Source organism: Streptomyces sp. G5(2025), from assembly GCF_049542075.1.
In the GTDB taxonomy this organism is placed as follows: domain Bacteria; phylum Actinomycetota; class Actinomycetes; order Streptomycetales; family Streptomycetaceae; genus Streptomyces.
The window spans coordinates 1,512,715-1,538,078 of the sequence record NZ_JBMUZT010000002.1 but is presented as its reverse complement, the minus strand read 5'-3'; the positions used below and the strand labels follow the sequence as shown (position 1 = coordinate 1,538,078).

21 protein-coding genes and 1 pseudogene are annotated in these 25,364 nt (G+C 73.7%); 6 read left to right on the top strand and 16 right to left on the bottom strand.

Going from position 1 to position 25,364, the window contains the following annotated elements:
- The first annotated feature begins 42 nt into the window (after positions 1-42).
- The gene (locus ACOBQB_RS07260) at positions 43-1,119 is read left to right on the top strand and encodes a hypothetical protein (RefSeq protein ID WP_423589703.1); all 1,077 of its coding nucleotides are present in this window, start codon (positions 43-45) and stop codon (positions 1,117-1,119) included.
- A 66-nt stretch (positions 1,120-1,185) separates the two neighbouring features.
- Here ACOBQB_RS07260 and ACOBQB_RS07255 read toward each other — a convergent pair whose 3' ends face one another.
- The 5 genes from ACOBQB_RS07255 to ACOBQB_RS07235 form a co-directional block, all read right to left on the bottom strand.
- Positions 1,186-3,318 carry a 3-hydroxyacyl-CoA dehydrogenase NAD-binding domain-containing protein gene (locus ACOBQB_RS07255; protein WP_423589701.1) on the bottom strand — a complete coding sequence of 711 codons (2,133 nt, stop codon included), beginning with the start codon at positions 3,316-3,318 and terminating at the stop codon, positions 1,186-1,188.
- Entirely contained in the window at positions 3,315-4,541 is a 1,227-nt protein-coding gene (locus ACOBQB_RS07250; RefSeq protein ID WP_320589637.1) for a thiolase family protein, read from the bottom strand. Before ACOBQB_RS07250 ends, ACOBQB_RS07255 begins: the two co-directional genes overlap by 4 nt.
- 786 nt (positions 4,542-5,327) lie before the next feature.
- Positions 5,328-6,602 carry an HRDC domain-containing protein gene (locus ACOBQB_RS07245; RefSeq protein ID WP_423589698.1) on the bottom strand — a complete coding sequence of 425 codons (1,275 nt, stop codon included), beginning with the start codon at positions 6,600-6,602 and terminating at the stop codon, positions 5,328-5,330.
- 78 nt (positions 6,603-6,680) lie between these two features.
- Positions 6,681-7,343, bottom strand: coding sequence for a LuxR C-terminal-related transcriptional regulator (locus tag ACOBQB_RS07240; RefSeq protein ID WP_423589696.1), 663 nt, complete (start codon positions 7,341-7,343; stop codon positions 6,681-6,683).
- A 377-nt stretch (positions 7,344-7,720) separates the two neighbouring features.
- Positions 7,721-8,392: a DUF3000 domain-containing protein gene (locus tag ACOBQB_RS07235; RefSeq protein WP_423589694.1), complete on the bottom strand. Its 672-nt coding sequence runs from the start codon at positions 8,390-8,392 to the stop codon at positions 7,721-7,723.
- Positions 8,393-8,543: 151 nt separating this feature from the next.
- Here ACOBQB_RS07235 and hemE point away from each other — a divergent pair, with 151 nt between their 5' ends.
- Complete coding sequence (gene hemE / locus ACOBQB_RS07230; protein ID WP_423590464.1) at positions 8,544-9,551, top strand: uroporphyrinogen decarboxylase; 1,008 nt, start codon at positions 8,544-8,546, stop codon at positions 9,549-9,551.
- 79 nt (positions 9,552-9,630) lie between these two features.
- Here the strand turns inward: hemE and ACOBQB_RS07225 are convergent, their stop codons facing one another.
- Both ACOBQB_RS07225 and ACOBQB_RS07220 read right to left on the bottom strand, forming a co-directional pair.
- Positions 9,631-11,010, bottom strand: a complete 1,380-nt coding sequence (locus ACOBQB_RS07225; protein WP_423589693.1) for an FAD-dependent oxidoreductase — start codon at positions 11,008-11,010, stop codon at positions 9,631-9,633.
- A 196-nt stretch (positions 11,011-11,206) separates the two neighbouring features.
- Positions 11,207-12,100 carry a DUF4349 domain-containing protein gene (locus tag ACOBQB_RS07220; RefSeq protein ID WP_423589691.1) on the bottom strand — a complete coding sequence of 298 codons (894 nt, stop codon included), beginning with the start codon at positions 12,098-12,100 and terminating at the stop codon, positions 11,207-11,209.
- Between the two features lie 154 nt (positions 12,101-12,254).
- On the opposite strand from ACOBQB_RS07220, the gene hemG reads away from it, so the two are divergent.
- A complete protein-coding gene (gene hemG / locus ACOBQB_RS07215; protein WP_423589689.1) occupies positions 12,255-13,718 on the top strand; it encodes a protoporphyrinogen oxidase in 1,464 nt (487 codons plus the stop codon).
- A gap of 4 nt (positions 13,719-13,722) precedes the next feature.
- On the top strand, positions 13,723-14,451 hold the full coding sequence (gene hemQ, locus ACOBQB_RS07210; RefSeq protein WP_423589687.1) for a hydrogen peroxide-dependent heme synthase: 729 nt from the start codon (positions 13,723-13,725) through the stop codon (positions 14,449-14,451).
- Between the two features lie 18 nt (positions 14,452-14,469).
- Here hemQ and ACOBQB_RS07205 read toward each other — a convergent pair whose 3' ends face one another.
- The 9 genes from ACOBQB_RS07205 to ACOBQB_RS07165 all read right to left on the bottom strand — a co-directional run bounded on the left by ACOBQB_RS07205 (position 14,470) and on the right by ACOBQB_RS07165 (position 23,452).
- On the bottom strand, positions 14,470-16,083 hold the full coding sequence (locus tag ACOBQB_RS07205; protein ID WP_423589685.1) for an alpha/beta hydrolase: 1,614 nt from the start codon (positions 16,081-16,083) through the stop codon (positions 14,470-14,472).
- A 139-nt stretch (positions 16,084-16,222) separates the two neighbouring features.
- Positions 16,223-16,996 (bottom strand): TIGR04222 domain-containing membrane protein, encoded by a 774-nt coding sequence (locus tag ACOBQB_RS07200; protein WP_423589683.1) that lies wholly within the window; start codon positions 16,994-16,996, stop codon positions 16,223-16,225.
- 9 nt (positions 16,997-17,005) lie between these two features.
- Positions 17,006-17,845 carry a DUF4142 domain-containing protein gene (locus ACOBQB_RS07195; protein ID WP_423589682.1) on the bottom strand — a complete coding sequence of 280 codons (840 nt, stop codon included), beginning with the start codon at positions 17,843-17,845 and terminating at the stop codon, positions 17,006-17,008.
- A 120-nt stretch (positions 17,846-17,965) separates the two neighbouring features.
- The gene (locus tag ACOBQB_RS07190; RefSeq protein ID WP_423589681.1) at positions 17,966-19,048 is read right to left on the bottom strand and encodes a TIGR04222 domain-containing membrane protein; all 1,083 of its coding nucleotides are present in this window, start codon (positions 19,046-19,048) and stop codon (positions 17,966-17,968) included.
- A 4-nt stretch (positions 19,049-19,052) separates the two neighbouring features.
- Positions 19,053-20,345, bottom strand: a complete 1,293-nt coding sequence (locus ACOBQB_RS07185) for a DUF692 domain-containing protein (RefSeq protein WP_423589679.1) — start codon at positions 20,343-20,345, stop codon at positions 19,053-19,055.
- A gap of 105 nt (positions 20,346-20,450) precedes the next feature.
- Positions 20,451-21,218, bottom strand: a complete 768-nt coding sequence (locus ACOBQB_RS07180; RefSeq protein WP_423589677.1) for a DUF4142 domain-containing protein — start codon at positions 21,216-21,218, stop codon at positions 20,451-20,453.
- Between the two features lie 67 nt (positions 21,219-21,285).
- Positions 21,286-21,948: a TIGR03086 family metal-binding protein gene (locus ACOBQB_RS07175; protein WP_423589675.1), complete on the bottom strand. Its 663-nt coding sequence runs from the start codon at positions 21,946-21,948 to the stop codon at positions 21,286-21,288.
- A 101-nt stretch (positions 21,949-22,049) separates the two neighbouring features.
- Complete coding sequence (locus ACOBQB_RS07170) at positions 22,050-22,721, bottom strand: TetR/AcrR family transcriptional regulator (protein ID WP_423589674.1); 672 nt, start codon at positions 22,719-22,721, stop codon at positions 22,050-22,052.
- Positions 22,718-23,452: an aminoacyl-tRNA hydrolase gene (locus tag ACOBQB_RS07165; RefSeq protein WP_423589672.1), complete on the bottom strand. Its 735-nt coding sequence runs from the start codon at positions 23,450-23,452 to the stop codon at positions 22,718-22,720. Before ACOBQB_RS07165 ends, ACOBQB_RS07170 begins: the two co-directional genes overlap by 4 nt.
- An 84-nt stretch (positions 23,453-23,536) precedes the next feature.
- Between ACOBQB_RS07165 and ACOBQB_RS07160 the strand changes: the two are divergent.
- Both ACOBQB_RS07160 and ACOBQB_RS07155 read left to right on the top strand, forming a co-directional pair.
- Positions 23,537-24,289: pseudogene (locus ACOBQB_RS07160) on the top strand (ABC transporter ATP-binding protein); the annotation flags it as partial.
- Positions 24,290-24,684: 395 nt separating this feature from the next.
- Entirely contained in the window at positions 24,685-25,353 is a 669-nt protein-coding gene (locus tag ACOBQB_RS07155) for an ABC transporter (protein ID WP_423589671.1), read from the top strand.
- Positions 25,354-25,364 lie beyond the last annotated feature (11 nt).

Genomic DNA, 25,364 nt, shown 5'->3' with positions numbered 1-25,364 from the left:
AAACGCCGTGCGTATGTGGACGTGGAAGGGTGCCGCCGAGTCATGCCGTCGAGGATGGAGAACCTCAGCACCGGTGCCCCGGACACCGCCCGCTGGCTGCTGCGCGGCAAGGACGGCCGCCTCACCGCGTACGCCCGCGCCGAGGGCGGTCTGCTGCGCTGGACCGAGGCGAGGCCCGGCGGCCCCGAGTGGGACGGCCCCGACTTCTTCGAGGCGCCCGGCCTGACGTACCTCACCCTGGCCCAGGGCGCTGACGGGTACGTGCACTTCGTGGGCCGCAGGGAGCGGCGCGACGACAAGGGCGAGGCCGTCGTCGACCTCGTGCACTCCATCCAGTACCAGACGGGGCGCCCGCTCATGGACTGGCGCTCGCTCGGCAACCCGCACACCAAGCTTGTCGAACGCGCTCCGCGCCTCGGCGCGCCCGCCGCCGCCGTGGACGCCGCGGGCACGGTGCACGTCTTCGTGCGGGACGCCGTGCACAGCGTACGGATGCGCCGTGAGGGCAAGGGCGGCAAGTGGGAGGGCTGGAAGGACTTCAAGGTCCGCGAGGCCCTGGACGGCATCGCCGCCCGCGCCACGTCCACCGGCCGCGTCGAAGTCCTCGCGCCCGGCACCAAGGCCACCCTGCGCTGGGCACAGGAGGAGCAGGGCGGCGAACTCGCCCGCGCCGACGACATCCCGCTCGCCCCGGTCCCCGGCTCCGGTGCCGCCCTGGAGACCGCCCCCGACCGCCTCACGTACTACGCGGCCGACGCGCTCGGCAGCGGCATCCTCGCCCACCGCCCCGCCCTCGGCGGTCCCGCGATCCCCCTCGGCGGGGCCCCGGGCACCGGCCCCGTCGCGGCCCTGCGCACGACCATAGACGGCCACGACTGCACGGTCCTCGCGCACCGCACGGCCGCCGGCCGCCCCGAACTCGCCGCGTTCCCCACCGAGGACGAGGAAGCGGGCCTGTGGTGGGCCGCGACCGGCGAACCGTGCCTGGGCGCCCCGGCGTTGGCACTGGACGCGCGGGGCCGCGTCGTCATGGCGGCGATCGGCCTCGACGGCACCCTGCGCCTCGCCCGGCAGAAGGCGGAACCGGGCCTCGCGCTGGAGGCGTGGACCCGGGTGTGAAGCGAACAGACGACGGTGGGCCGTACGGGACGACTCCCGTACGGCCCACCGTCGTTGTGGTACCTGCTACGCCGGGACGCTCGCCACGCCCTGCGCCAGGAACCGCTTGCCGTTCACGCGCTCGCTGACACCCTCACGGTCCAGGTACGGCGTGATGCCGCCCAGGTGGAAGGGCCAGCCAGCACCGGTGATCAGGCACAGGTCGATATCCTGGGCCTCGGCGACGACGCCCTCGTCGAGCATGAGCCCGATCTCCTGCGCCACCGCGTCGAGCACCCGGTCCCGCACCTGCTCCTCGGTCAGGACGGAGTCGCCCTGCTTGAGGAGAGCGGCGACCTCGGGGTCCAGCTCCGGCTTCCCGGAGTCGTAGACGTAGAAGCCGCGCTTGCCCGCCTTGACGACGGCCGCGAGGTTCGGGGAGACCTTGAAGCGCTCCGGGAAGGCGCGGTTGAGGGTCTCGGAGACGTGCAGACCGATGGCCGGGCCGACCAGCTCAAGCAGGACCAGCGGCGACATCGGCAGACCGAGCGGCTCGACGGCCTTCTCGGCGACGGCGACCGGGGTGCCCTCGTCGATGACATTCTGGATCTCGCCCATGAAGCGGGTCAGGATGCGGTTCACGACGAACGCCGGGGCGTCCTTCACGAGCACCGCGGTCTTCTTCAGCTTCTTGGCGACACCGAAGGCCGTGGCCAGCGACGCGTCGTCCGTCTGCTCGCCACGCACGATCTCCAGGAGCGGCAGGATCGCGACCGGGTTGAAGAAGTGGAAGCCGACGACCCGCTCGGGGTGCTTCAGCTTCGACGCCATCTCGGTCACCGACAGCGAGGAGGTGTTCGTGGCGAGGATCGCGTGCGCCGGGGCGACCGCCTCGACCTCGGCGAACACCTGCTGCTTGACGCCGATCTCCTCGAAGACGGCCTCGATGATGAAGTCGGCGTCGGAGAAGCCCTCGGCCTTGTCCAGGACACCGGAGACGAGCGCCTTGAGGCGGTTGGCCTTGTCCTGGTTGACGCGGCCCTTGAGGAGCAGCTTGTCGATCTCCTCCTGGACGTACGAGACGCCCTTGTCGACGCGCTCCTGGTCGATGTCGGTCAGCACGACCGGCACCTCAAGGCGGCGCAGGAAGAGCAGCGCAAGCTGCGAGGCCATCAGACCGGCGCCGACGACGCCGACCTTGGTGACCGGACGCGCCAGGTTCTTGTCCGGGGCGCCCGCGGGGCGCTTGGCGCGCTTCTGCACGAGGTTGAACGAGTAGATGCCCGCGCGCAGTTCACCGCCCATGATGAGGTCGGCGAGCGCGACGTCCTCGGCGTCGAAGCCCTGCTGGAGGTCGCCGTCCTTGGCGGCCGCGATGATCTCCAGGGCGCGGTAGGCGGCCGGAGCGGCGCCGTGCACCTTGGAGTCCGCGATGGCACGGCCACGTGCCACGGCGGCGTCCCAGCCCTCGCCGCGGTCGATCTCGGGGCGGGTGACCTCGACCGAGCCGTTGAGGACGGAGGCCGTCCAGAGCAGCGACTGCTCCAGGAAGTCGGCGCCCTCGAACATCGCGTCCGCGATGCCCAGCTCGAAGACCTGCTTGCCCTTGAGCTGGCGGTTCTGGTTGAGCGAGTTCTCGATGATGACCGTGACCGCGCGGTCGGCGCCGATCAGGTTCGGCAGCAGCGCGCAGCCGCCCCAGCCGGGCACCAGGCCGAGGAAGACCTCGGGCAGCGAGAAGGCGGGCAGCGCCTTGGAGACGGTGCGGTAGGAGCAGTGCAGACCGACCTCGACGCCACCGCCCATCGCGGCGCCGTTGTAGTACGCGAAGGTCGGCACGGCGAGGCCCGAGAGCCGCTTGAAGACCTCGTGGCCGCCCTTGCCGATGGCGAGCGCGTCCTCGTGGTGCTTGAGCAGCTCCACGCCCTTGAGGTCGGCGCCGACGGCGAAGATGAACGGCTTGCCGGTGATGCCGACGCCGACGATGGAGCCCTCGGCGGCCTCCTTCTCGACCTGGTCGATCGCGGCGTTGAGGTTCGCCAGCGACGCCGGGCCGAAGGTGGTCGGCTTGGTGTGGTCGAAGCCGTTGTCCAGCGTGACGAGCGCGAAGCGCCCGGCGCCCTGGGGGAGGTCGAGGTGGCGTACGTGCGCCTGGGTGACGACCTCGTCCGGGAACAGCTCGGCCGCACCCTTCAGAAGCTCAGCGGTCGTGGTGCTCACTTGTCGCCTCCGGCGTCCTTGTGGTTCGGGTTCTCCCAGATGACCGTCGCGCCCATGCCGAAGCCGACGCACATGGTCGTGAGGCCGTACCGCACCTCGGGCTGCTCCTCGAACTGCCGCGCCAGCTGCGTCATCAGGCGTACGCCGGAGGAGGCGAGCGGGTGGCCGAACGCGATGGCGCCGCCGTACTGGTTGACGCGCGCGTCGTCGTCCGCGATGCCGTAGTGCTCCAGGAAGGCGAGCACCTGCACGGCGAAGGCCTCGTTGATCTCGAAGAGACCCATGTCGGAGATGCTGAGCCCCGCCTTGGCGAGCGCCTTCTCCGTGGCCGGGATCGGGCCGTAGCCCATGACCTCCGGCTCGACGCCCGCGAAGGCGTACGAGACGAGGCGCATCTTCACGGGGAGGTTGTTCTCCCGCGCGAACTCCTCGGAGGCGATGAGGGAGGCGGTGGCGCCGTCGTTGAGGCCCGCGGCGTTGCCGGCCGTGACACGGCCGTGCGTACGGAACGGCGTCTTGAGGCCCGCGAGGTTCTCCAGCGTCGTCCCCGGGCGCATCGGCTCGTCGGCGGTGGCGAGGCCCCAGCCGGTCTCACCCGCCTCCGCGTTGGTACGGCGTACGGAGATCGGCACGAGGTCCGCCTGGATCTTGCCGTCGGCGTACGCCTTGGCGGCCTTCTCCTGCGAACGCACCGCGTACTCGTCGGCGCGCAGCTTGGTGATGCTCGGGTAGCGGTCGTGCAGGTTCTCGGCGGTCATGCCCATGAACAGGGCGGACTCGTCGACCAGCTTCTCGCTCACGAAGCGGGGGTTCGGGTCGACGCCCTCGCCCATGGGGTGGCGGCCCATGTGCTCGACACCACCGGCGACGGCGATGTCGTACGCGCCGAAGGCCACGCTGCCGGCGACCGAGGTCACGGCGGTGAGGGCACCGGCGCACATGCGGTCGATGGAGTAGCCGGGCACGGACTGCGGCAGCCCGGCGAGGATGCCGGCGGTGCGGCCGATCGTCAGACCCTGGTCGCCGATCTGCGTGGTCGCCGCGATGGCGACCTCGTCGATCTTGGCGGGGTCGAGGTCCGGGTTGCGGCGCAGCAGCTCCCGGATGGCCTTCACGACGAGGTCATCGGCACGGGTCTCGTGGTAGATGCCCTTCGGACCCGCCTTGCCGAACGGGGTGCGGACGCCGTCCACGAAGACGACGTCCCTGACGGTACGAGGCACGATGGCTCTCCTCCAGGGTGCGGTTGCGCCACGCCTGCGGCGCGCTTCCTGGGGCCATGCTACTTGTCGGTAACTATGTGGCCAAGGGAGGCCTGCGGGAGGCGAAGGTCACACTTGCCCACGGGGGTGTGTGAGCGGGCTCCCTGGACCGCCGCTGCGCGGCGGATGCTTCCCCACCCACCCACCCGGCACTCGGCGTCAGCGGGCGCCGTAGGGGGCCGGGCTGCGCGGCACCGGGGGCGGTCAGCGGTGCCCTGCCCCGCCGCTGCGCGGCGGATGCTGCCCCACCCACCCGCCCGGCACTCGGCGTCAGCGGGCGCCGTAGGGGGCCCGGCTGCGCGGCACCGGGGGCGGTCAGCGGTGCCCTGCCCCGCCGCTGCGCGGCGGATGCTTGCCCCACCCACCCGCCCGCCCGGCACTCGGCATCAGCGGGTGCCGTAGGGAGGCCGGGTTGCGCGGCGCCCGCCCATGCGCCTGGCACTCGGCGTCAGCGGGCGCCGTGGAGGGCAAGGGCCGCACGGAAGGCGCCCGGAACGCGCTCCGCCCGTCGGTCTTGCCCGCGGTGCCTGTTTCCCACCCGCCTGGGCGCCCTCCGCGTCAGCGGGCGCGGTAGGGAGTCGGGCTGCGCGGCGCCTGCCCGCCTCGCCCGGAGGGCGAATGCCGCCCGCCCCCCGCACCGGAAGTGGTCGCGGAACCACCCACCCGCCTCGTCCGCTTCTCGATGCGGGGTGACGGGTGGGTGGGTGGGAGAGCATCGCCGCGCAGCGGCGGCATGGAAACCAGCCGTCAGGCCAGCGCAGCGACCAGCGCCGGGGTGACCTGCTCGATCTGCCACCGCCGCGCGCCATACGCGGCCAGCGCCGACGTCACGGAGTCCGTGTCCACCTGGGCCGGCGGCTCCCAGCAGACGCGCCGGACCGTGTCCGGAGTGATCAGGTTCTCCTGCGGCATGTTCAGCTGCTCGGCGAGCGCGGAGACCGCGGCCCGCGCGGCGGAGAGCCGCGCCGCGGCGGCCGGGTCCCGGTCCGCCCAGGACCGCGGCGGCGGCGGCCCGCTCACCGTCTGCCCCGGCTGCGGCAGCTCCGCGTCCGGCAGCGCCTTGGCGCGGTCCACCGCGGCCTGCCACTGCTCCAGCTGACGGCGGCCCATGCGGTGCCCGAAGCCGGGCAGCCCGGCGAGCGCGTGCACGTTGGGCGGCAGGGCCAGCGCCGCCTCGACGATCGCGCCGTCGCTGAGCACCTTGCCCGGCGAGACGTCACGCCGCTGCGCGATGCGGTCCCGCGCGGTCCACAGTTCCCGTACGACCGCCATCTGCCGGCGTCGGCGCACCTTGTGCATGCCGGACGTCCGGCGCCAGGGGTCCTTGCGGGGCGGCGCGGGCGGCGCCGAGGCGATGGCGTCGAACTCCTCGCGGGCCCACTCCAGCTTGCCCTGCCGGTCCAGCTCCTTCTCCAGGGCGTCGCGCAGGTCGACGAGGAGTTCGACGTCGAGCGCGGCGTACCGCAGCCAGGGCTCGGGCAGCGGCCGGGTCGACCAGTCGACGGCGGAGTGCCCCTTCTCCAGCACGAAGCCGAGTACGCCCTCGACCATCGCGCCGAGCCCCACGCGCGGGAACCCGGCGAGCCGCCCCGCGAGCTCCGTGTCGAAGATCTGCGACGGGACCATGCCTATCTCGCGCAAGCACGGCAGGTCCTGGGTGGCGGCGTGCAGGACCCACTCGGCGTCGCCGATGGCCGCGCCGAGGCCCGAGAGGTCGGGGCAGGCGACGGGGTCGATGAGCGCGGAGCCCGCGCCCTCGCGGCGGAGCTGCACGAGGTAGGCGCGCTGGCCGTACCGGTAGCCCGACGCGCGTTCGGCGTCCACGGCCACGGGGCCGGTGCCACGGGCGTACTCGGCGATCATCGCGGCGAGGGACTCCTCGTCGGCGATCACCGGCGGGATGCCGTCACGGGGCTCCAGCAGGGGGGTCGGCAGCCCTTCGGAAGCGAGGCCGTCGTCCGGAGGGGCGCCCCCGGTGGTTCGCAGTGAGCTGTCTGCTGCGGTCTCTTGGGCGTCGGTCACCTGTCAAGGGTATCTGTGTATGCACGGCGCCCGTCGACGGAACGTTCCGTCGACGGGCGCGCGAGGGTGGTAAATCAGTCAGTGGATGATTCCGGTACGCAGCGCGACCGCCACCATCCCGGCCCGGTCACCCGTGCCGAGCTTGCGCGCGATCCGGGCGAGGTGGCTCTTCACGGTCAGGGCGGACAGGCCCATGGAAACGCCGATGGCCTTGTTGGACTGGCCCTCGGCGACGAGCCGGAGCACCTCGACCTCCCGGCCGGACAGCTCGCGGTAGCCGCCGGGGTGGCTCTGGGCGCCCGGCGGGCGGCGGTGCATTCGGGCGGCGGCCGAACCGATCGGAGCGGCGCCGGGGCGGGTGGGTAGTCCGACGTTCGTACGCGTGCCGGTGACGACATAGCCCTTGACGCCGCCCGCGAGGGCGTTGCGCACGGCACCGATGTCGTCGGCGGCGGAGAGGGCGAGGCCGTTGGGCCAGCCCGCGGCGCGGGTCTCGGACAGGAGCGTCAGGCCGGAGCCGTCGGGGAGGTGGACGTCTGCGACGCAGATGTCACGGGGGTTGCCGATGCGGGGACGAGCCTCAGCGATGGACGAGGCCTCGATGACGTCGCGTACACCGAGGGCCCACAGGTGGCGGGTGACGGTGGAACGGACGCGGGGGTCGGCCACGACGACCATGGCGGTCGGCTTGTTCGGGCGGTAGGCGACCAGGCTTGCGGGCTGCTCGAGGAGAACGGACACCAGGCCTCCTGGTGGGGGCGGGACGGGGCCGGCTCGGGGATGAAGCCGGGACGAACCGTGCTTTTCAAGGTCACAAACCTCTTCGGCAGCAAACCCGCCCGCCTTTAGGGAATGATCACGATTTGGTGAGAGCCAATCGGGGTAAATCGGACGCACGCTCGATCATCCGGACATCGGCCCGAACAAGCCGCCGTCCGGGCGACTTCTGCGAAGCCGTCCGGGCGACCTTTGCGCACCCGTCCGGGCGACCCGTGCCAAGCCGTTGGGCGGACCCGTGCCAAGGCGTCCGGGCGGCCCGTGCCAAGGCGCTCGGGGCCCCACGCACATCGGCCCCGCGGCGGTGCGCCGCGGGGCCGAGAGGACCGGTTCCACCGCCGTCAGGGAGCGAGCGGCCCCCGCCGCTGCGGAAGGGAGACGACGGAGCCGTCCCCGGTCCCGTTCCCGGGGCCGGCCGGGGGCAGTCCGGCGACCTGGCAGAGCAGTTCGCACCACGCGGCGAGATGCGCCCCGGTGTCCGGCACCCCGCCGCTCCCCTCCCGGGGGGTCCACGACGCCCGGATCTCGATCTGCGAGGCGGGTGGCCGCTCCGCCAGCCCCCCGAAGTAGTACGACCCCGCACGTGTCACCGTGCCGCTCGCCTCACTCACGGGGAGCCCGCGCGAGCGCAACGCCCCGGTCAGCCACGACCAGCACACCTCCGGAAGCAGCGGGTCCGCCGCCATCTCCGGCTCCAGTTCCGCCCGCACCAGCGTGACGAGCCGGAAGGTGCCCTGCCAGGCGTCGTGCCCCGCCGGATCGTGGAGCAGGACGAGCCGCCCGTCCGCGAGGTCCTCCTCGCCGTCCACGACCGCCGCCTCCAGCGCGTACGCGTACGGCGCGAGCCGCTGCGGCGCCCGCGTCGCGTCGATCTCGATCTCCGGCCGCAGCCGTGCCCCCCGCAGCGCCTCGACCGCCGCGCGGAAGGCCCGCGGAGCCGAATCCGCCACCTTCCCCTCCGAACCGTCCATCTCTCCAGCGCCGTCCGACCGTTGTCCCTGAGCCGCAGCCATGCGGGGAAGGTTAAGGGGAACGGCGCCTTCGCGCAGGGAGAGACACCCGTGCGGGGGTCCCCGGTCAACGTGCGAGACTTTCCGCGTGAGTGCCAACAGCAGCCAGAGCCCCGCGGGCCGGCAGAACGCAGCGACGTACGACTCCCCCTTCATGAAGGCGTGCCGGCGCGAGGCCGTGCCGCACACGCCGGTCTGGTTCATGCGGCAGGCGGGGCGCTCACTGCCCGAGTACCGCAAGGTCCGCGAGGGCACCGCGATGCTGGAGTCCTGCATGCGGCCCGACCTCGTCACTGAGATCACGCTCCAGCCGGTGCGCCGCCACAACGTGGACGCGGCGATCTACTTCAGCGACATCGTCGTCCCGCTGAAGGCGATCGGTGTCGACCTCGACATCAAGCCCGGCATCGGCCCCGTCGTCGAGAACCCCATCCGCTCGCGCGCCGACCTCGCGCAGTTGCGGGACCTCACCCCCGAGGACGTCCACTACGTCACCGAGGCGATCGGGATGCTGACGGGCGAGCTCGGCTCGACGCCGCTGATCGGCTTCGCGGGCGCGCCTTTCACTCTCGCGAGTTACCTCGTGGAGGGCGGCCCGAGCCGCAACCACGAGCACACCAAGGCACTCATGTACGGCGACCCGCAGCTCTGGGCCGACCTCCTCGACCGGCTCGCCGAGATCACCGCGGCCTTCCTGAAGGTGCAGATCGAGGCGGGCGCGAGCGCCGTGCAGCTGTTCGACTCGTGGGTGGGCGCGCTCTCGCCCGCCGACTACCGGCGCGCGGTGATGCCCGCGTCGGCGAAGGTCTTCGACGCGGTCGCCTCGTACGGCGTGCCCCGGATCCACTTCGGCGTCGGCACGGGCGAGCTGCTCGGGGCCATGGGCGAGGCCGGCGCGGACGTCGTCGGCGTCGACTGGCGGGTGCCGATGGACGAGGCGGCGCGGCGCGTCGGCCCCGGCAAGGCGCTCCAGGGCAATCTCGACCCGGCCGTCCTCTTCTCCACGCGCGAGGCCGTCAAGGCGAAGACGGACGAGGTGCTCGCCGCCGCGAGCGGGCTGGAGGGCCACATCTTCAACCTCGGCCACGGCGTCCTGCCGACCACGGACCCCGAGGCGCTGACCAGGCTCGTGGAGTACGTCCACACGCGCACGGCCGCCTGAAAAAAGTCCGAAAACGGTCCCTGTCCGACTGGACGGGGACCTTTTTCGCGTACGGGAACGTTTTCGGGGGCGCTCTCCCTCAGGCGGCCCGCACCGCCGCCGCGGCCTTGCGCGCCGCCACCAGGACCGGGTCCCACACGGGGGAGAACGGCGGCGCGTACCCCAGGTCGAGCGCCGTCATCTGCTCCACCGTCATGCCCGCCGTCAGCGCGACCGCCGCGACGTCGACGCGCTTGCCGGCGCCCTCGCGCCCGACGATCTGCACGCCGAGGAGCCGGCCCGTGCGGCGCTCGGCCAGCATCTTCACCGTCATCAGGGCCGCGCCCGGGTAGTAACCGGCCCGGCTGGTCGACTCGATGGTCACGGCCACGAACCGCAGCCCGGCCGCCAGCGCGTCCTTCTCGCGCAGACCCGTACGCGCGATCTCCAGGTCGCACACCTTGCTGACGGCCGTGCCGACGACGCCGGGGAACGTCGCGTAACCCCCGCCCACGTTCGAGCCGATGACCTGACCGTGCTTGTTCGCGTGCGTGCCGAGGGCGATGTGCCGCTCGCGCCCCGACATCAGGTCGAGGACCTCCACGCAGTCCCCGCCCGCCCAGATGTCGTCGTGGCCGCGCACCCGCATCGCGAGGTCCGTCAGCAGGCCGCCGTACTCGCCCACCGGCAGCCCCGCCTCGCGCGCCAGCTCCGTCTCGGGGCGTACGCCGACCCCGAGGATCACCACGTCCGCCGGGTACTCTGCGCTCTCCGTGGCCACCGCGGAGACCCGGCCGTCCTCGCCCGTGCGGATCTTGGTGACCTCGGCGTCGTTCACCATCTCGATGCCCATCCCGGTCATCGCCTCGTGGACCAGGCGGCCCATGTCCGGGTCGAGCGTGGACATCGGCTCCTTGCCGCGGTTGACGACCGTCACGTCATAGCCGCGCTTGATCAGCGCCTCCGCCATCTCCACGCCGATGTACCCGGCCCCGACGACCACCGCCCGGCGGCCCTCGGTGCGGGTCAGGGCGTCGATCAGGGCCTGCCCGTCGCCGAGGGTCTGCACGCCGTGCACGCCGGGCGCGTCGACGCCGGGCAGCGGCGGGCGCAGCGGCCGGGCGCCGGTGGCGATGACGAGTTTGTCGTACGCCGTCCAGTACTCCTCGCCCGACTCCAGGTCGCGGGCGAGGACACGCCGGCCCGCCACGTCGATCCGCCGCGCCTCGGTGCGCATCCGCAGGTCGATCGCGCGCTCCCGGTGCTCCTCGGGCGCACGCGCGATCAGATCGTCCCGGTCCTCGACGGCGCCGCCCACCCAGTAGGGGATGCCGCAGGCGGAGTACGAGGCGAAGTCGCCGCGCTCGAACGCGACGATCTCCAGCTCGTCCGGGTCCTTGAGCCTGCGTGCCTGCGACGCGGCGGACATGCCGGCCGCGTCGCCTCCGATGACCACCAGTCGCTCTCGTGTACTACTCATGCGGACACGCTACGGGGGGGTGGCAGCGTCGTGTTGGTGGGTGCGGTGATTCATCTGCCGGTCGGTGGTGGCCGGTCGCGCAGTTCCCCGCGCCCCTTATGGGGCGTGTCGGCCGGTCTGGGGGTTTATCCGGCGGTTTGTGGGGGCTGGGCGTGCCGTTCCCCGTACCCCTTGCGGGGCGCATCGCCCTGGCGCGCTACGGGGTGCTGTCTGGGCTGGGGCGGCTCGCTCGGCGGCGTGCCACCCGTAGCCATAGCAGGAGCAGCAGCGTGGCGGCCGCTGCGAACGGGAGGACCGCGGCCAGGGCGATGACGATCCAGCGCAGGACCGTGACGAACGCGTCCCAGCCGCCCGTGAGTGCGTCACCGAACGTCGTGTCGTCGTCCCCGCCGGCGGCCTCGCGCGCACCCTCCGTCAGCGACAGGGTGATCGTCGCCATGCTCGTGCGGTCCTTCAGCGCTGCCCGCTGCGCGAGCAGCGACTCCAGGTCCGCCTGACGGGTGCTCAACTCCCCCTCCAGCGTCACCACATCGCTCAGCTTCGTCGCCTTGTCCATCAGCTCCCGCACGCGCGCCACGCTCGCCCGCTGGGACTTCACGCGGCTCTCGACGTCGACGACCCGGTCGGTGACGTCCTGCGCCTTGGCCTCGCGGTCGAGCGACTTGCCGGTTCCTTCGAGGGCGTTCAGGACGTCCTCGTACTTGTCCTGCGGGACCCGCAGGACAACGCGGGAGCGCTCGCGGCCCTCGTCGTCGCGCGACGTGCTCTCGTTCCCCACCATGCCGCCCACGTCCTCGGCCGCCGCCCGGGCCTCGTCCAGCGCCTTGGGGACGTCCTTGACGCGGACGGTGAGCGTCGCGGTGCGGATGACGTGCGTGCCGGTGAGCTTCGGGGGCTTTTGCTCGCCCGCCTTGTCGGCCTGCGCGCCGGCGGCGTCCTTGGCGCCCTCCAGGCCGGCGGCCCGGTCGCCCGCGCCCGCCGCCTTGTGGTCGTCCCCGCTGTCGCCGCCGCTCGCGGTGCACCCCGTGAGCGCGAGCGCGGCCGCCAGCAACACCCCGGAGAGGGCCCGGGCCGCGCGCCCCCTGGACATGCGGTGACGTGACCTGCTGGACGTGTGCATCGACGTACCCCCGAGAGACGTGGCCGGTGATGCTCCTACGACGCCGCGAGGGGCCGCGATGGTGGTTGCCGAGCGGTCCCGATGCGGTCACGGTCGGGACTCGGTGGTCTGAGAGAGTGGGGGCATGCGCGAAACGGACACACGTACGGGCACCGGCCACGCCGTCGTCATCGGCGGCGGGATCGCCGGCCTCGCCGCCGCACACCGGCTCCTCGCCACCGCCCCGACGAGCCGCGTGACCGTCCTGGAGGCCTCCGACCGGCTCGGCGGCAAGCTGCGCGCCGGGGAGATCGCCGGGGTCGGCGTCGACCTCGGCGCCGAGTCGATGCTCGCCCGCCGCCCGGAGGCCGTCGCCCTTGCCCGCGAGGTGGGTCTCGACGGCCGCCTCCAGCCGCCCGCCACCGCGACCGCCTCGCTCTGGACCCGCGGCGCCCTGCGCCCCATGCCCAAGGGCCACGTCATGGGCGTACCCGGCGACGCCTCCGCCCTGGCCGGGGTCCTCTCCGAAGAGGGCCTGCGCCGCATCGAGCGGGACCGCGAGCTGGCGCCCACCGAGGTCGGCGACGACGTCGCCGTCGGTGAGTACGTCGCCGCCCGCCTCGGCCGCGAGGTCGTCGACCGCCTCGTGGAGCCCCTGCTCGGCGGGGTGTACGCGGGCGACGCGTACCGCATCTCGATGCGCTCGGCCGTCCCGCAGCTCTTCGAGGCCGCCCGCACCCACACCTCCCTCACCGAGGGCGTCCGCGACATCCAGGCGCGCGCCGCGAACAACCAGCGGACCGGGCCCGTCTTCATGGGCATCGACGGCGGCATCGGACAGCTGCCGCTCGCCGTCGCCGAGTCGGTACGCGCGCGTGGCGCACGCATCCTCACCGGTACACCGGTCACCGGACTGCGCCGCACCGGGGAGGGCTGGCGCGTGGTCACCGACAGTGGCGTCCACGAGGCCGACGCCGTCGTCCTCGCCCTGCCCGCGCCCGCCGCCGCGAAGCTCCTGGCCGCCGAGTCGCCCGCCGCGGCCGCCGAGCTGCGCACCGTCGAGTACGCCTCCATGGCGCTGATCACCCTCGCGTACAAGCGCGCCGAGGCCGACCTCCCCGAAGGCAGCGGCTTCCTCGTGCCGCCCGTAGACGGGCACACCATCAAGGCGTCCACCTTCGCCAGCCGCAAGTGGGGCTGGGTCGACCGGCAGGACCCGGACCTGCTGGTCCTGCGCACCTCCGTCGGGCGGTACGGCGACGTGGCGGTCCTGGAGAAGGACGACGCCGACCTCGTCGGCATCTCCCGCCACGACCTGCGCGAGGCCACCGGGCTGAGCGCCACGCCCGTCGCCTCCCGCGTCACCCGCTGGGACGACGGCCTGCCGCAGTACCCCGTCGGCCACCACGCGCGCGTGGCCCGCGTCCGCGCCCACGTCGCCGCGCTGCCGGGCCTCGCGGTCTGCGGAGCGGCGTACGACGGTGTCGGCATCCCCGCGTGTGTCGCGAGCGCCAACGCGGCCGTCGACCAGCTGGCGGGGGACCTCACGGGTGTGGAGGAGCTCACCCGCAACCCGGTGCAGAGCCTGCACGGCGGCGGAGGAGAATAGCCCCATGAGTGACGACGCCCCCGCCAAGACCCCCAACGCCGGCAAGAAGGCCAAGGACCTCAACGAGGTCATCCGCTACACCCTGTGGTCGGTCTTCAAGCTGCGTGACGTGCTACCCGATGACGGAGCGGTCCGCAGCGGCTACGCCGACGAGGTCCAGGAGCTGTTCGACCAGCTCGCCGCCAAGGACATCACGATCCGCGGCACCTACGACGTCTCCGGCCTGCGCGCCGACGCCGACGTCATGATCTGGTGGCACGCCGAGACCTCCGACGAGCTCCAGGAGGCCTACAACCTTTTCCGCCGCACCAGGCTGGGCCGCGCGCTGGAGCCGGTCTGGTCGAACATGGCGCTGCACCGCCCCGCCGAGTTCAACAAGTCGCACATCCCGGCCTTCCTGGCCGACGAGACGCCCCGCAACTACGTCTCGGTCTACCCCTTCGTGCGCTCCTACGACTGGTACCTCCTGCCCGACGAGGACCGCCGCCGCATGCTCGCCGACCACGGCAAGATGGCCCGCGGCTACCCCGACGTGCGCGCCAACACCGTCGCCTCCTTCTCCCTCGGCGACTACGAGTGGCTGCTGGCCTTCGAGGCCGACGAGCTGTACCGCATCGTCGACCTCATGCGTCACCTGCGCGCCTCCGAGGCCCGCATGCACGTACGCGAAGAGGTGCCGTTCTACACCGGCCGCCGCAAGTCCGTGGCGGAGCTGGTGGCGGGTCTCGCGTAACCCCCCCCGGGCCCCGGCTCACAGGGCCCTGGGACGCTGCACCGCCCGCTCGCCGGACCGCGGCTGCGGCTCCTTGTGCGGCGCGCACGCGGCGCGCCGCACCGGAAGGCGGCCCTTCAGGAGGTACGCCTCCAGGTGCCCGTTGACACAGCGGTTGGGGCCGCCGCCGATGCCGTGCGTGCCCGCGTCCCGCTCGGTGACCAGGACCGAACCGGCCAGCCTGCGGTGCAGCTCCAGCGCGCCGTCGTACGGGGTCGCCGCGTCGCGCTCGGCGGCCAGGATCAGCGTGGGGGCCAGTTCGCCCGCCGCCGCCCGCACGTCGACCGGCTGCTGCCGCGGCGCGGACCAGTAGGCGCACGGCAGGTTCATCCAGGCGTTGTCCCACGTCTCGAAGGGCGCCACGCGGGCCAGCTCCGAGTTGTCGCGGTCCCAGGTGGCGAAGTCCGTCGGCCAGGGCGCGTCGTTGCACTCGACGGCCGTGTAGACGGCGTTGCCGTTCTCCTCCTCGGCCGCCGCCCGCGGCTCGGGCGCGGCCTGCTGGATCAGCGGCCGCGCGTCGCCCTTCACATACGCGGAGAGCGCCTCGGCGCGCGCCGGCCAGAAGTCGTCGTAGTACCCGGCCGTGAGGTAGGCGGCCTGGAGCTGCCCCGGGCCGACCGTGCCGCCGGCGGGCTTGTGGGCCAGCTCGGCGCGCACCTTCTCGTAGTGGCGCAGGACCTCCTCGGGCGTCGTGCCCAGGTGGTACGTCCTGTCGTGCTTGGCGACCCAGGCGCGGAAGTCCGCCCAGCGCCGCTCGAAGGCCGCCGACTGGTCGAGGTTGTTGCGGTACCAGATCTGCGAGGGGGTCGGGTTGACCGCCGAGTCGAAGACCATGCGGCGCACGTGCGTCGGGAAGAGCGTCGCGTACACCGCCCCGAAGTAGGTGCCGTACGAGGCGCCCATGAACGTCAGCTTCTTCTCGCCGAGCGCGGCCCGCAGCACGTCGAGGTCGCGCGCGTTGTTCAGTGACGTGTAGTGCCGCAGTCCCGGGTTGCGTTCGGCGCACCCGCGCGCGTACGCCTTCGCCTGGGCGATGCGCTGACGCTTGTACGAGGGGTCGGGGTGGCTCTGCGACTGCGTGGGCGCCTTGGCGAACTCCTTCGGGTCCTGGCAGGACAGCGGCGCCGAGCGCCCGACACCGCGCGGCGCGTACCCGACGAGGTCGTACGCCGCCCCGAGGCGCTTCCACTCGGGCATGAGGCCCATCAGCGGGAAGTACATGCCGGAGCCGCCGGGGCCGCCGGGGTTGAAGACGAGGGCGCCCTGCCGGGCGACGGCCCGCTTCGCGGACTTGCCCTTGCCTCCCGTCGCCTTGGCGCGGCTGACGGTCAGCCGGATCTGCTTGCCGTACGGGCGCGCGTAGTCCAGCGGTACGGAGACCGTGCCGCACTTCAGGGACGGGGGCAGGCCCTCGGCCTTGGCGCAGGCGCCCCAGCGGATACCGGTGGCCGCGGCGCGCTGCGCGGCGACGGCGGTGCCGCGGGTCTCGGGGGCGGGCGGGGCGGTGGCGCCCGCGCTTCCCGCGGGGGCGGCGACGAGTGCGGTCAGGACCAGGGACCCGGCGGTTCCGTAGCGGGCGGCTGCTGCTCTCATCGCGCTTCTCCACCTCTTTCGTCCGGCCGGGCGCTCCAGTCGATGCGCTCCGGATGACGTCCGAACCAGAGGACGTTCGAACAAAAGGGATGATTCGTGCGATGATCGGAGAAGTAAAGCACCGGCCGCCGGTGTCGGCTCAATGCCCCCCGTGCGCGGCCCCCGGGCGTCGTCGGGCGGAGAGGGCCGCCCGCAGGTCTGGATCGGAGACGGCGCGGACCCCGCGTACGGCCACCGCGGTGAGGTGGTCGTCACGGGTGGACAGCGCGCCCAGCAGCCGCTGGCCCGCGGGGGACGCCCACCGCGTGTACGGATGGATCTCGACGCGGGCGATCGCCAGGCAGCCCACGCACAGGAGCAGCGGCAGCCCGAACCAGACGGCGACCGGCACCTGCCCCGCGCCGCCCCGCTCCTGACCCGGCATCAGCACCGCCGCGGCGCCGAGCGCGAGCACCGCCGCCGTCGCGGCCCGCACCTGCCGCACGGCCGCCGCGACCCCGGAGGCGGCGCCCTCCGGCACGGCGAGCCCCGTGCCGACCAGCCGGTCCGCGAGCGCCCGCACGGCGTCGGCGGTGGCCGCGCCCCGGCGTATCGGGGCGATCAGGGACTGGCCCGCCGGGCCGATCGCGCCGAGCACCGAACGCTCCATGGCGTCGCGGCCCACCGGATCGACCACGGTCGCCCAGCCGGTGTGCGAGATCAGCAGCCGTCGCGCCCGCGCCATCGCCACGAGCGCCACGTCGGTGACCCGGGCGGGGCCGCCGGAGAGGAACGCGGCTTCGTACACCGTGAGTTCATGCCCGGATGCGGCGTTCGCCTCCTGGCCGGCGGCGCGGCTCGCGGTCAGGCAGAGCCGGCCGCAGGCGAGACCGGCCACGGCCCAGGCGAGGAGAAACAGGGGGACCCAGAACATGGCGGTTTTCTATGCGAAGCCGCCCCCGCGCGCCATGGCTTTTTCACCATGCGGACGCGGGGCGACGGGAGGGTAACGATCCGCTTGGGCCCTGGGGTCCGGCGCGTCGGGCTTGGGGCGCGACGCGGCGGGCGGCAGCGAGAACGCCGGGGACGGGGTGACCGGTGCCGCCGGGGCCGGTGACGTGGTCGGGCCGGGCGGCGCGGAGGAGCGGGTGAGGGGCGGGGGGTCCGTGGTCGCCGCGTCCCGCGCGAGGCCATCGAAGTCGACGAGGCCGGTCTCCTCCAGGACCGTGATGTGGTCCAGGACGGTCGTGTTCGCGTCGCCGGCGAGGCTCCGCACCAGCGCGTTACGGGTGTTCGCGCGCACCTCGGCCACCAGGGAGAAGACCGTGCCGTGCGCGCGGCGCAGGATGTTCGCGAACTTCTCGTCGTACGTCTCACCGCGCGCGCGGCTCAGCTCCACGAGCCATCGGCGTTGCTGCGGGCTCGGCCGGCCGGGCAGCTCAAGGCCCAGCCGGGGCGCGACTTCCCGTACGCGCGCGTCCAGGAAGGTGTGGCCCTCGACGAGGTGCTCGCCCGCGGTCCGCACGGCCTCCGTGGTGCCGCGCTGCTCGGCCTGCTGCCCGGCGGGCAGCTCCCACAGGCCCGCGAGACGCACCTTGGCGATGAAGTCACGGTCCAGGGCGGACAGCGGCCCGTAGTCGGTCGCCACCGTCTCGGCGTTCAGCCGGTCGAGGCCGGTGCCGGAGCGGTCCGCGTAGGACCAGAGAGGGAAGAGCAGTGCGGCCAGGGTCGCGACGAGTCCCGTGACGATGAGGCCTGTTCCGTTGATGGTGCGGGATCGCATGGTGCCTCCTGTTGCGGCACCGCACGTTAGTGCGCCTCGGGCACGGGAGGGCGTGTTACGCCTCTCTTTACGTCAACTGCTGTACGACGGCGTTGAGTTGGGCTCCGGGGTGTGCGCCCGTCAGCCGGAGGAGGACGAGCTGCCGCAACTGGACCCGCCGCCTCCGGAGCAGGAGGACCCGCCCCCGCCGCCTCCGGAGCAGGAGGACCCGCCCCCGCCACCCGCGGAGCAGGAGGACCCGCCTCCGCCGCTCGAACAGGCCGAGCCGCCCGCGTCGCCGCCGGCCCCGGAGCCCGAGCACGCGAAGCCGCCGCCCCCGCCGCCGACCCCCGAGGAGCACCAGACCACCGCTGCCGCGCCCCACAGGTTCGGGTTCTGATACGGGAGGGAGGGCGGGCTCATGGCGGGCGTCCTGCTGCGGCGCCCGACGCGCGCGGCGGCGATCAGCTGGGCCCGCAGGTCGGGGTGGGCGGCGGCCAGGCCGCGGGTCGCCACGAGGTGCGCCGCGCCCGTGAGATGGCCCGCCGACGCGACGTACGCGTCCAGGGCGCTGCGCCCGGCACCGGTGAGCTGCTTCGCACCGGCCGACGCACAGGCCAGCGCGACGGCGAAACCGGCGACCCCGGCGGGCACGAGGGCCAGGAGGCTGTCCGGGAGCCGGTCGTAACCCGCTTCATCGAAGGGGGCGTTGGCGTACTCCACCACCGTCAGCATCGCGGCGGCCAGGAACCCGAAAAGGGTCCCGAAGAGCTGCGCCGCGGCCCAGCGGCGGCAGGTGCGGCGCGGCTCCGGCCGCATGACGAGGCCGCGCGCCGCGAGCGCGTCGCCCGTCTCCTGCACCGGACGGCTGCGCATCACGGCCGTCCGCAGCCAGTGCAGCGCGCCGCTCGGAGCCGCCGCGTGGGCGTCGAGGACCGCCTGCTCGACGGCGTTCCTGGCCGCGGGCCGCGGGATGCCGACGACGCCGGGTCCGGCCACCACCAGGCGGCCGTCCTCGTGCAGCCCCGCGAGCACCGCGTCGGTGAGCCGGGCGGGGCCGCCCGAGAGGAACGCGGCCTCCGCCGTGCCGCGGACAAAGGCGCCCTCGTCGTCGTGGTCATCGCGGGCCGGGTCCTGGGCGCGGCCGGCGGTGACCACGGCCCGGATCAGCCCGACGGAGGAGAGTGCGACGAGAACCGTGTAGATGATGCCTGCGGTGCTCATGACGTCACCGCCCCAGCAGGACGCGGCGGGTGGCGTGCAGCAGCCGCGCGGCGGGCCGTCGGGAGCGCGGCGCCGGGCCCGAACGCTCCAGCCACCAGTCGCTCAGCCGCCGCCGCGCCTCGGCCTCCTCGGGGCGGTCCGCGAGCAGCAGATGCTCGGCGAAGGCCAGCGCGTCGTGGCGGTAGCCGCCCGTCATGGGCCGGGTCCGGGCGTAGTCGAGGAAGGCGGCCCGGTACGCCGCGCCGAGGATGTCCGGCAGCTCGGGCGCGACCTTCGCGACCACGTCGGCCCGCTTGGCGGCCAGCGCGTGGCTCTGCACCTTCAGCCGCACGTGGTCGAAGCCCTGGGGTGCCGGGGTACCCGCCACGAGCGCGGAGAGCAGGGCCGCCTGGGCGACGGCGGTGCGCTGCCGGGCGGCGGCGGGCGCCGGCGGGACCTGTGCCTGCGTGCCCGGCAGCTCCGCGGGCAGCTCGCCCGAGGCCTTCACCGTGGCCCGTATCGCGTCCAACTCCCGCTCCAGCTCGGCCGGCCCTGGGAAGTTCTCGTCCCGCTCCAGGAGCACGCCCGGCGGCGTCATCCGCGAGGCGAGGTCGGCCAGGATCGCGAGGACCGGCTCCGGCACCGGGTGCGCGTGACTGTCGTGCCAGACGCCGTCCCGCTCGAAGCCGCCCGCCACATGGACATACGCGATGGCCTCGACCGGCAGCCCGTCGAGCGCCTCGGCCGGGTCCTCGCCGCGGTTGACGTGGTTGGTGTGGAGGTTGGCGACGTCGATGAGGAGGCGTACGCCGGTCCGCTCGACCAGCTCGTACAGGAACTGCCCCTCCGTCATCTCCTCGCCCGGCCAGGAGATCAGCGCCGCGATGTTCTCCACGGCGAGCGGCACGGGCAGCGCGTCCTGCGCGATCCGGACGTTCTCGCAGAGCACGTCGAGCGCGTCGCGGGTGCGCGGCACCGGCAGCAGGTGCCCGGCCTCCAGGGGCTGTGTGGCGGTCAGGTCGCCCCCGGCGCGTACGAACGCGATGTGCTCGGTGACCAGCGGCGAACCGAGCGCCACCGCCCGCTCGGCGAGCGCGGTCAGGCGCCGCTCGTCGGGGCGGTCCGCGCCGCCGAGCCCCAGCGAGACGCCGTGCGGCACGACGCTCACGCCGCGCTCGCGCAGCCGCACCAGCGAGTCGGGCAGATGCCCCGGACAGATGTTCTCCGCGACGGTCTCCACCCAGTCGATGCCGGGCATGGCCTCCACGGCGTCCGCGATCTCCGGACGCCACCCGATTCCGGTTCCCAGCCGTTGCATGTCGCTCCCCCCGGTCGTCCCCCTGGAGCCCGTCCCCCGGTCCCCCGTCCCCAGCACTTTCGCCCGGGCGGAACCGGCCGAACCCTCCAGGGGAGACGTTCAGAGCTACATTTGAGGTTCCGGCCTGCCGGTGTTCACCTGGCCGGGCGGGGCGGGCGAGGGCCGGGACGTGGTGGCCACCTCGCCGCTGGGCCCGGCGGGGACGGGCTCGCGGGGCGTGGTGCCCGAGGGCGGGGGAGGCCCGGTGGGCACGGCGGTCGCGTTCGACGCGGCGCCGTTCGCGATCCCGTCGAAGTCGACGAGCCCGGTGGCCTCCAGCATCGTGATGTGGTCGAGGACGGTCTGGTTGGCGTCGGTGGCGAGCTGCCGGATCAGGGTGTTGCGGGTGGTGTCGCGCACCTGGGCGATCACGCTGAAGACCTTGCCGTGCGCGACGCGCAGCAGGTTCGCGAACTTCCGCTGGTACGTCTCGCCGCTCGCCTCCGTCAACTCCTTGAGCCAGCCCTGTTGTTGCTCCGTCGGCTGGTTGGGCAGCTCCACGCCGAGCCGCGCGGCGACGCCCCTCACCCGCTGGTCGAGGTCGGTGTGGCCGACGATGAGATGGTCGCCCGCCTCCTTGATGGCCTCGGTGGGCGCACGCTCCATGGCCTGCTGCCCCGCGGGTATCTCCCAGAGCCCGGCGAGCCGCACCTTCACCAGCAGGTCCCGGTCGGCGGCGGAGAGCGGACCCCACTGGGTGGCCACGGTCCCGGCGGCCAGATTGGCGGGTCCGGTGCCGGAGCGGTCCGCGTACGACCACACAGGGAACGCGATCGCGCCCAGCGTGGCGACGAGTGCCGCGATGATCAGAGCCGTGCCGTTGACGCGCCGCAAGGTGCCTCCCGTGGTGCTCCCGTGTCGCCGGTGATACCGGGGAGTACGGAAGATACGGGCGGGGTGTTCAACAGCGCGAGAGGTCGTACGCGTCGGATGCGCCGGAGGTGCCTGCCGTGCCGGTTGTGGGTGTGCGTCCCAGGTGGGCCAGAATTTCGTCCAGGGGCGAGGCGTTCTTCGGCGTAGGGACGGGTGGGGCGAACGCGGCGCCCGGGCCCCGGCGCGCGGGGTCCGCGGGCACCCGCCGGGCGACGGCGAGCGCGGCGGCGACGACGTCGTCGGGGAACGTGACACGGACGCCGAGGGCGGTCGCGACGTCCCACGCGTGCACCACGTGGTCGAGGAGGTGGAACCCGACGGCGACGCGTCCGGGAAAGCTTCCGCCGATCTCGGGCAGGGCGAAGTGCCGCTCCACGCCGCGTTGTTCGTACTCGTCCACGTACTCGGCGAAAGCGGCCAGGACATGGCGGACGGCTTCCTCGTGGCGCCGCAACGGGTCGCGGCCGAGGTCCTGTTCGATCCAGTACGTCCGGTCCTCGCCCGCCCCGCGCGCGGCCGCCGCGAAGCCGTGGTGCTGCGCGGTCATGTGTGTCACGAGCCGGCGCAGCGTCCAGCCCGCGCACGGGGTGGGGCGTTCCCAGTCCGAGGTGTCACGGGCGGCGGACAGGACGTCGAGCGACGTACGGACGGCGGTGCGGTCGAGGGCGACGAGGTCGCTGAGGTCGGTCATGAGACGAGCATAAAACTAAACGAACGATCGTGCTGTTAGTTTGCGAGGAGAGGAGAGGAGAGGAGAGGAGAGGAGAGGAGAGGAGAGGAGAGGAGGCCGTGTCACTCAGGCGGAGTGACGGGCGCGGTGAGGTCCGGGATCCGCGAGGCATCCGTGGCCGCCGCGCGCAGCCGCGTCGTGATCGCCGTGCCGGCCCGCCCGTACACCTGCCCCGCGCCGTGCAGCAACGACTGCGCGTTGGCCATCTCCATGACGGCGAGGAGTTCGAAGGCCAGCTGGGCGACGTCCGTGTCCTGCCGCAGTTCGCCGGTGTCGACGGCCTCGCGGAGGCAGCGCTCCACCCGCGCGGTCCAGTCGCGGTCGGCGCGGACCAGCGCGTCGCGCACCGCGCCCTCGCGGGCGTCGAACTCGGCGATCACCCCGTAGAAGAAGCAGCCGCCGGGGAAGACGCGGCGCTCCGAGTACGCCAGCCAGTGCGCGCACAGCCGTGCCACGCGCCCGAGGCCGGGCGGGACCTGCTCCACCGGCACCACCACCGCGTCCAGGAAGATGCGCCCCGCGGCCCTGACGGTCGCGAGCTGCAACTCCTCCTTGGACCCGAAGAGGGCGAACACCCCACTTTTGCTGAGCTTCAGCTCCGTGGCGATACGGCCCAGGGACAGCGCCTCCAGCCCCTCGACGGAGGCGATGTCAACGGTGCGCCGCAGCACGAGCCGCCGGGTCTGGTTGCCCCGCTCCACCCGTCCGTCGAGCCGGGGGCCGCCGCCGGTCACGGCCGGGCCGGGCGCAGGGCCGGGCGCAGGGCCGGATGGTCGGCGACCACCGTGCAGGAACCCGGCGCGATCTCCGTGAACCCCGCGTCGCGGACCACCGGGAGGCCACTGGCGGTGAGTTCGCGCCAGTGGGCGGGGTCGGGCGTGCGCACGGAGAGCGGGAAACCGGCCTCGCGCCAGGCCGTGCGGTCCTCGTCCGACAGCTCCCACCAGGCCAGTTGGGCGCCGTGCCCCGCCTGGGCCATGGCCTTGCCCGCCGACATCGCGACGTCGGGGCTCATCCACAGGACCGGGTGCGTCGGGTCGGCGCCGGCCGGGGGCTCCGGGTCGTCCAGGTCGGTGCCGGAGACCTGGAGGCGGGCCAGGTCCTTGGGCCAGCCGTCCAGCGGGACCGGCGGGAAGACGCGGACCTCCGCCGACTTGCCGGTGACCGTGATGCCGGGCAGGGCCTCGGCCCTGCGCCACTCGGCGCCGCGCGCCCGGCGCACGACCTTGCGGATGCGGGCGTCCTGCCAGTCGCGCATCGCCTGCGCCCACGCGCCGTCGCCGGTGGAGCGCTCGTCGCCGAGCAGCACCAGGACCGCGCGGGCCGCGGTCTCCAGGGCGTCCGTGCGGGCCGGGGGAGCGGCGCGCTCGATGCGGGCGACGAGGGGCAGCACGAACTGCGGGGCCTCGTCGCGCGCGGTGCTCGCTTGACGGAAGGGGCTGTCGGAGGCGTCGGAGGTGCTCACGCGTCCAGTCTGCCAGGCCGGAAAGCGCCGCCCGGCCGGGACGCCGGGCACGCACCGGCGACGCCGTGCGTGAGGATGGCCCGCATGGAACGTGATCTCGTGGTGCGGCTGGGCGGGGTGGGCCGCCGCTATGGCCTGCGGGGCCCATGGGTGCTGCGCGGCGTCGACCTCGGCGTCGGCGCGGGCACCCTGATACGCGTGGAGGGCGCCAACGGCAGCGGCAAATCAACCCTGTTGAGGCTCCTCGCCGGTATCGACACACCCTCGGAGGGCCGGGTGACCGGGCGTCCCCGCACGGCGTTCGTCCCGGAACGCTTCCCCGCCGCGATGCCGTTCACCGCGCTCGGCTACCTCACGCACATGGCCCGCGTGCACGGCCTGGCGCGGGGCGCGGCGGAGCGGAGTGCGGAGCGGTGGCTGGAGCGCTTCGGTGCCGGTGGCCTCGCGCGTACGCCCCTCTCGCACCTGTCCAAGGGCAGCAGCCAGAAGGTCGCCGTCGCCCAGGCCCTGGTGGCCGAGCCCGACCTGCTGGTCCTCGACGAGGCGTGGACGGGACTGGACGCCGCCGCCCGCGCGGAACTGGACCGCGCGGTGGCCGAGCGCACGGCCGCGGGCGGCTGCGTCGTCTTCGTCGACCACGACCCGCGCCGCCTCGCGGGAGCGGCCGACGAGGCGTACGCGGTGGACGGGACGACACTGAAACGACGTACGCCCGGCGGGATGCCACCGGCGGCCGAGGACCGGGCGTCCGCGATGCGGCGCGGGCCCACGGTCGTCATCGTCACGCACGGGCCGCACGGCGCGGAACTGCCGGGGCCGGTCGCCGCGGTGGCTGTGGAGACGGGCGATGCGGTGGCGGTAGAGACGTTGGAGACTGCGGCGGTAGAGACTCTGGAGACGGCCGAGACGGCCGAGACGGCGGAGACGGCGGAGACGGCGGAGACGGCGGAGACGGCCGAGACGGCCGAGACGGACGAGACGGACGAGACGGACGGCGCGGTGGCCGTGGAGATGGGCGGCGCGGTGGCCGTGGAGATGGGCGGCGTGACGTCGCGCGCTCCGGTTTCGCGCGCTCCGGCTGCGCGCGCCCTCATGGTCCCGGAGAGCCACTCCGATCTCGTTCTGCGTGAACTGCTCACGGCCCGGCCGCCCTGGCACGTGGTGACGGTGGAGCGGCCGCCGGTGGTTCCCGGCCCGGCTGCCGCCCCGGCGGCCGAAGGGCAGGCCCTCCGATGAGCGCCCTCCTCCACTACCAGCTCGCCCTCCTCGCACGGTCGCAGCGGTGGCTGGCTCCGGTGATCCTCTACGCCGTCTTCCTCGCCGTCGGCGTACAGAGCGGGCAGCCCATCCTGGACTCGCTCGCCTACGCCGCCGCCGCGCTGCTGCCGGCGGCCGCCTGGCTGGTGCGGGTCTGCGCGAGCAACGAACCGCCCGCGGCGCGCACCTGCTCCGCCGCCGCGGCCGGACCCGCGCGGGCCCACCTCGCCCCGCTGCTGGCCGCCTTTCTCGCCGCGGCCGCGCTCGGGGGCCTGGCCGTGCTCGTCGTGACGGTCATCAGCGACGCGGGGAGCACCAACGGGCGGCTGCCGGTGGCCCGCGTCCCCGCGGGTGCCGCCGGGCTGATCGCGATGCTGGTCAGCGCGCTGCTCGGCACCGCCCTCGGGGCGCTCACCACATGGCCGCTGCTGCGCTCGGCGGGCAAGGCGGTACCGGCGATGCTGCTCGGCGCGCTGTTCCTGCTGGTCACCACCGGCTCCCCGGCGCAGTCGGTGCTGACCGATCTGACCACGGGGTCGCGAGAGGGTGTCGTGCCATGGCCGCTGGGCGCGCTGGCGGCGGCGGTGGCCACGGCGGTGGCGGCGGTGTGGGCGGCCTGTCTGCTCAGCTCGCGGCGCGTCTGAAGGGGGGAGGC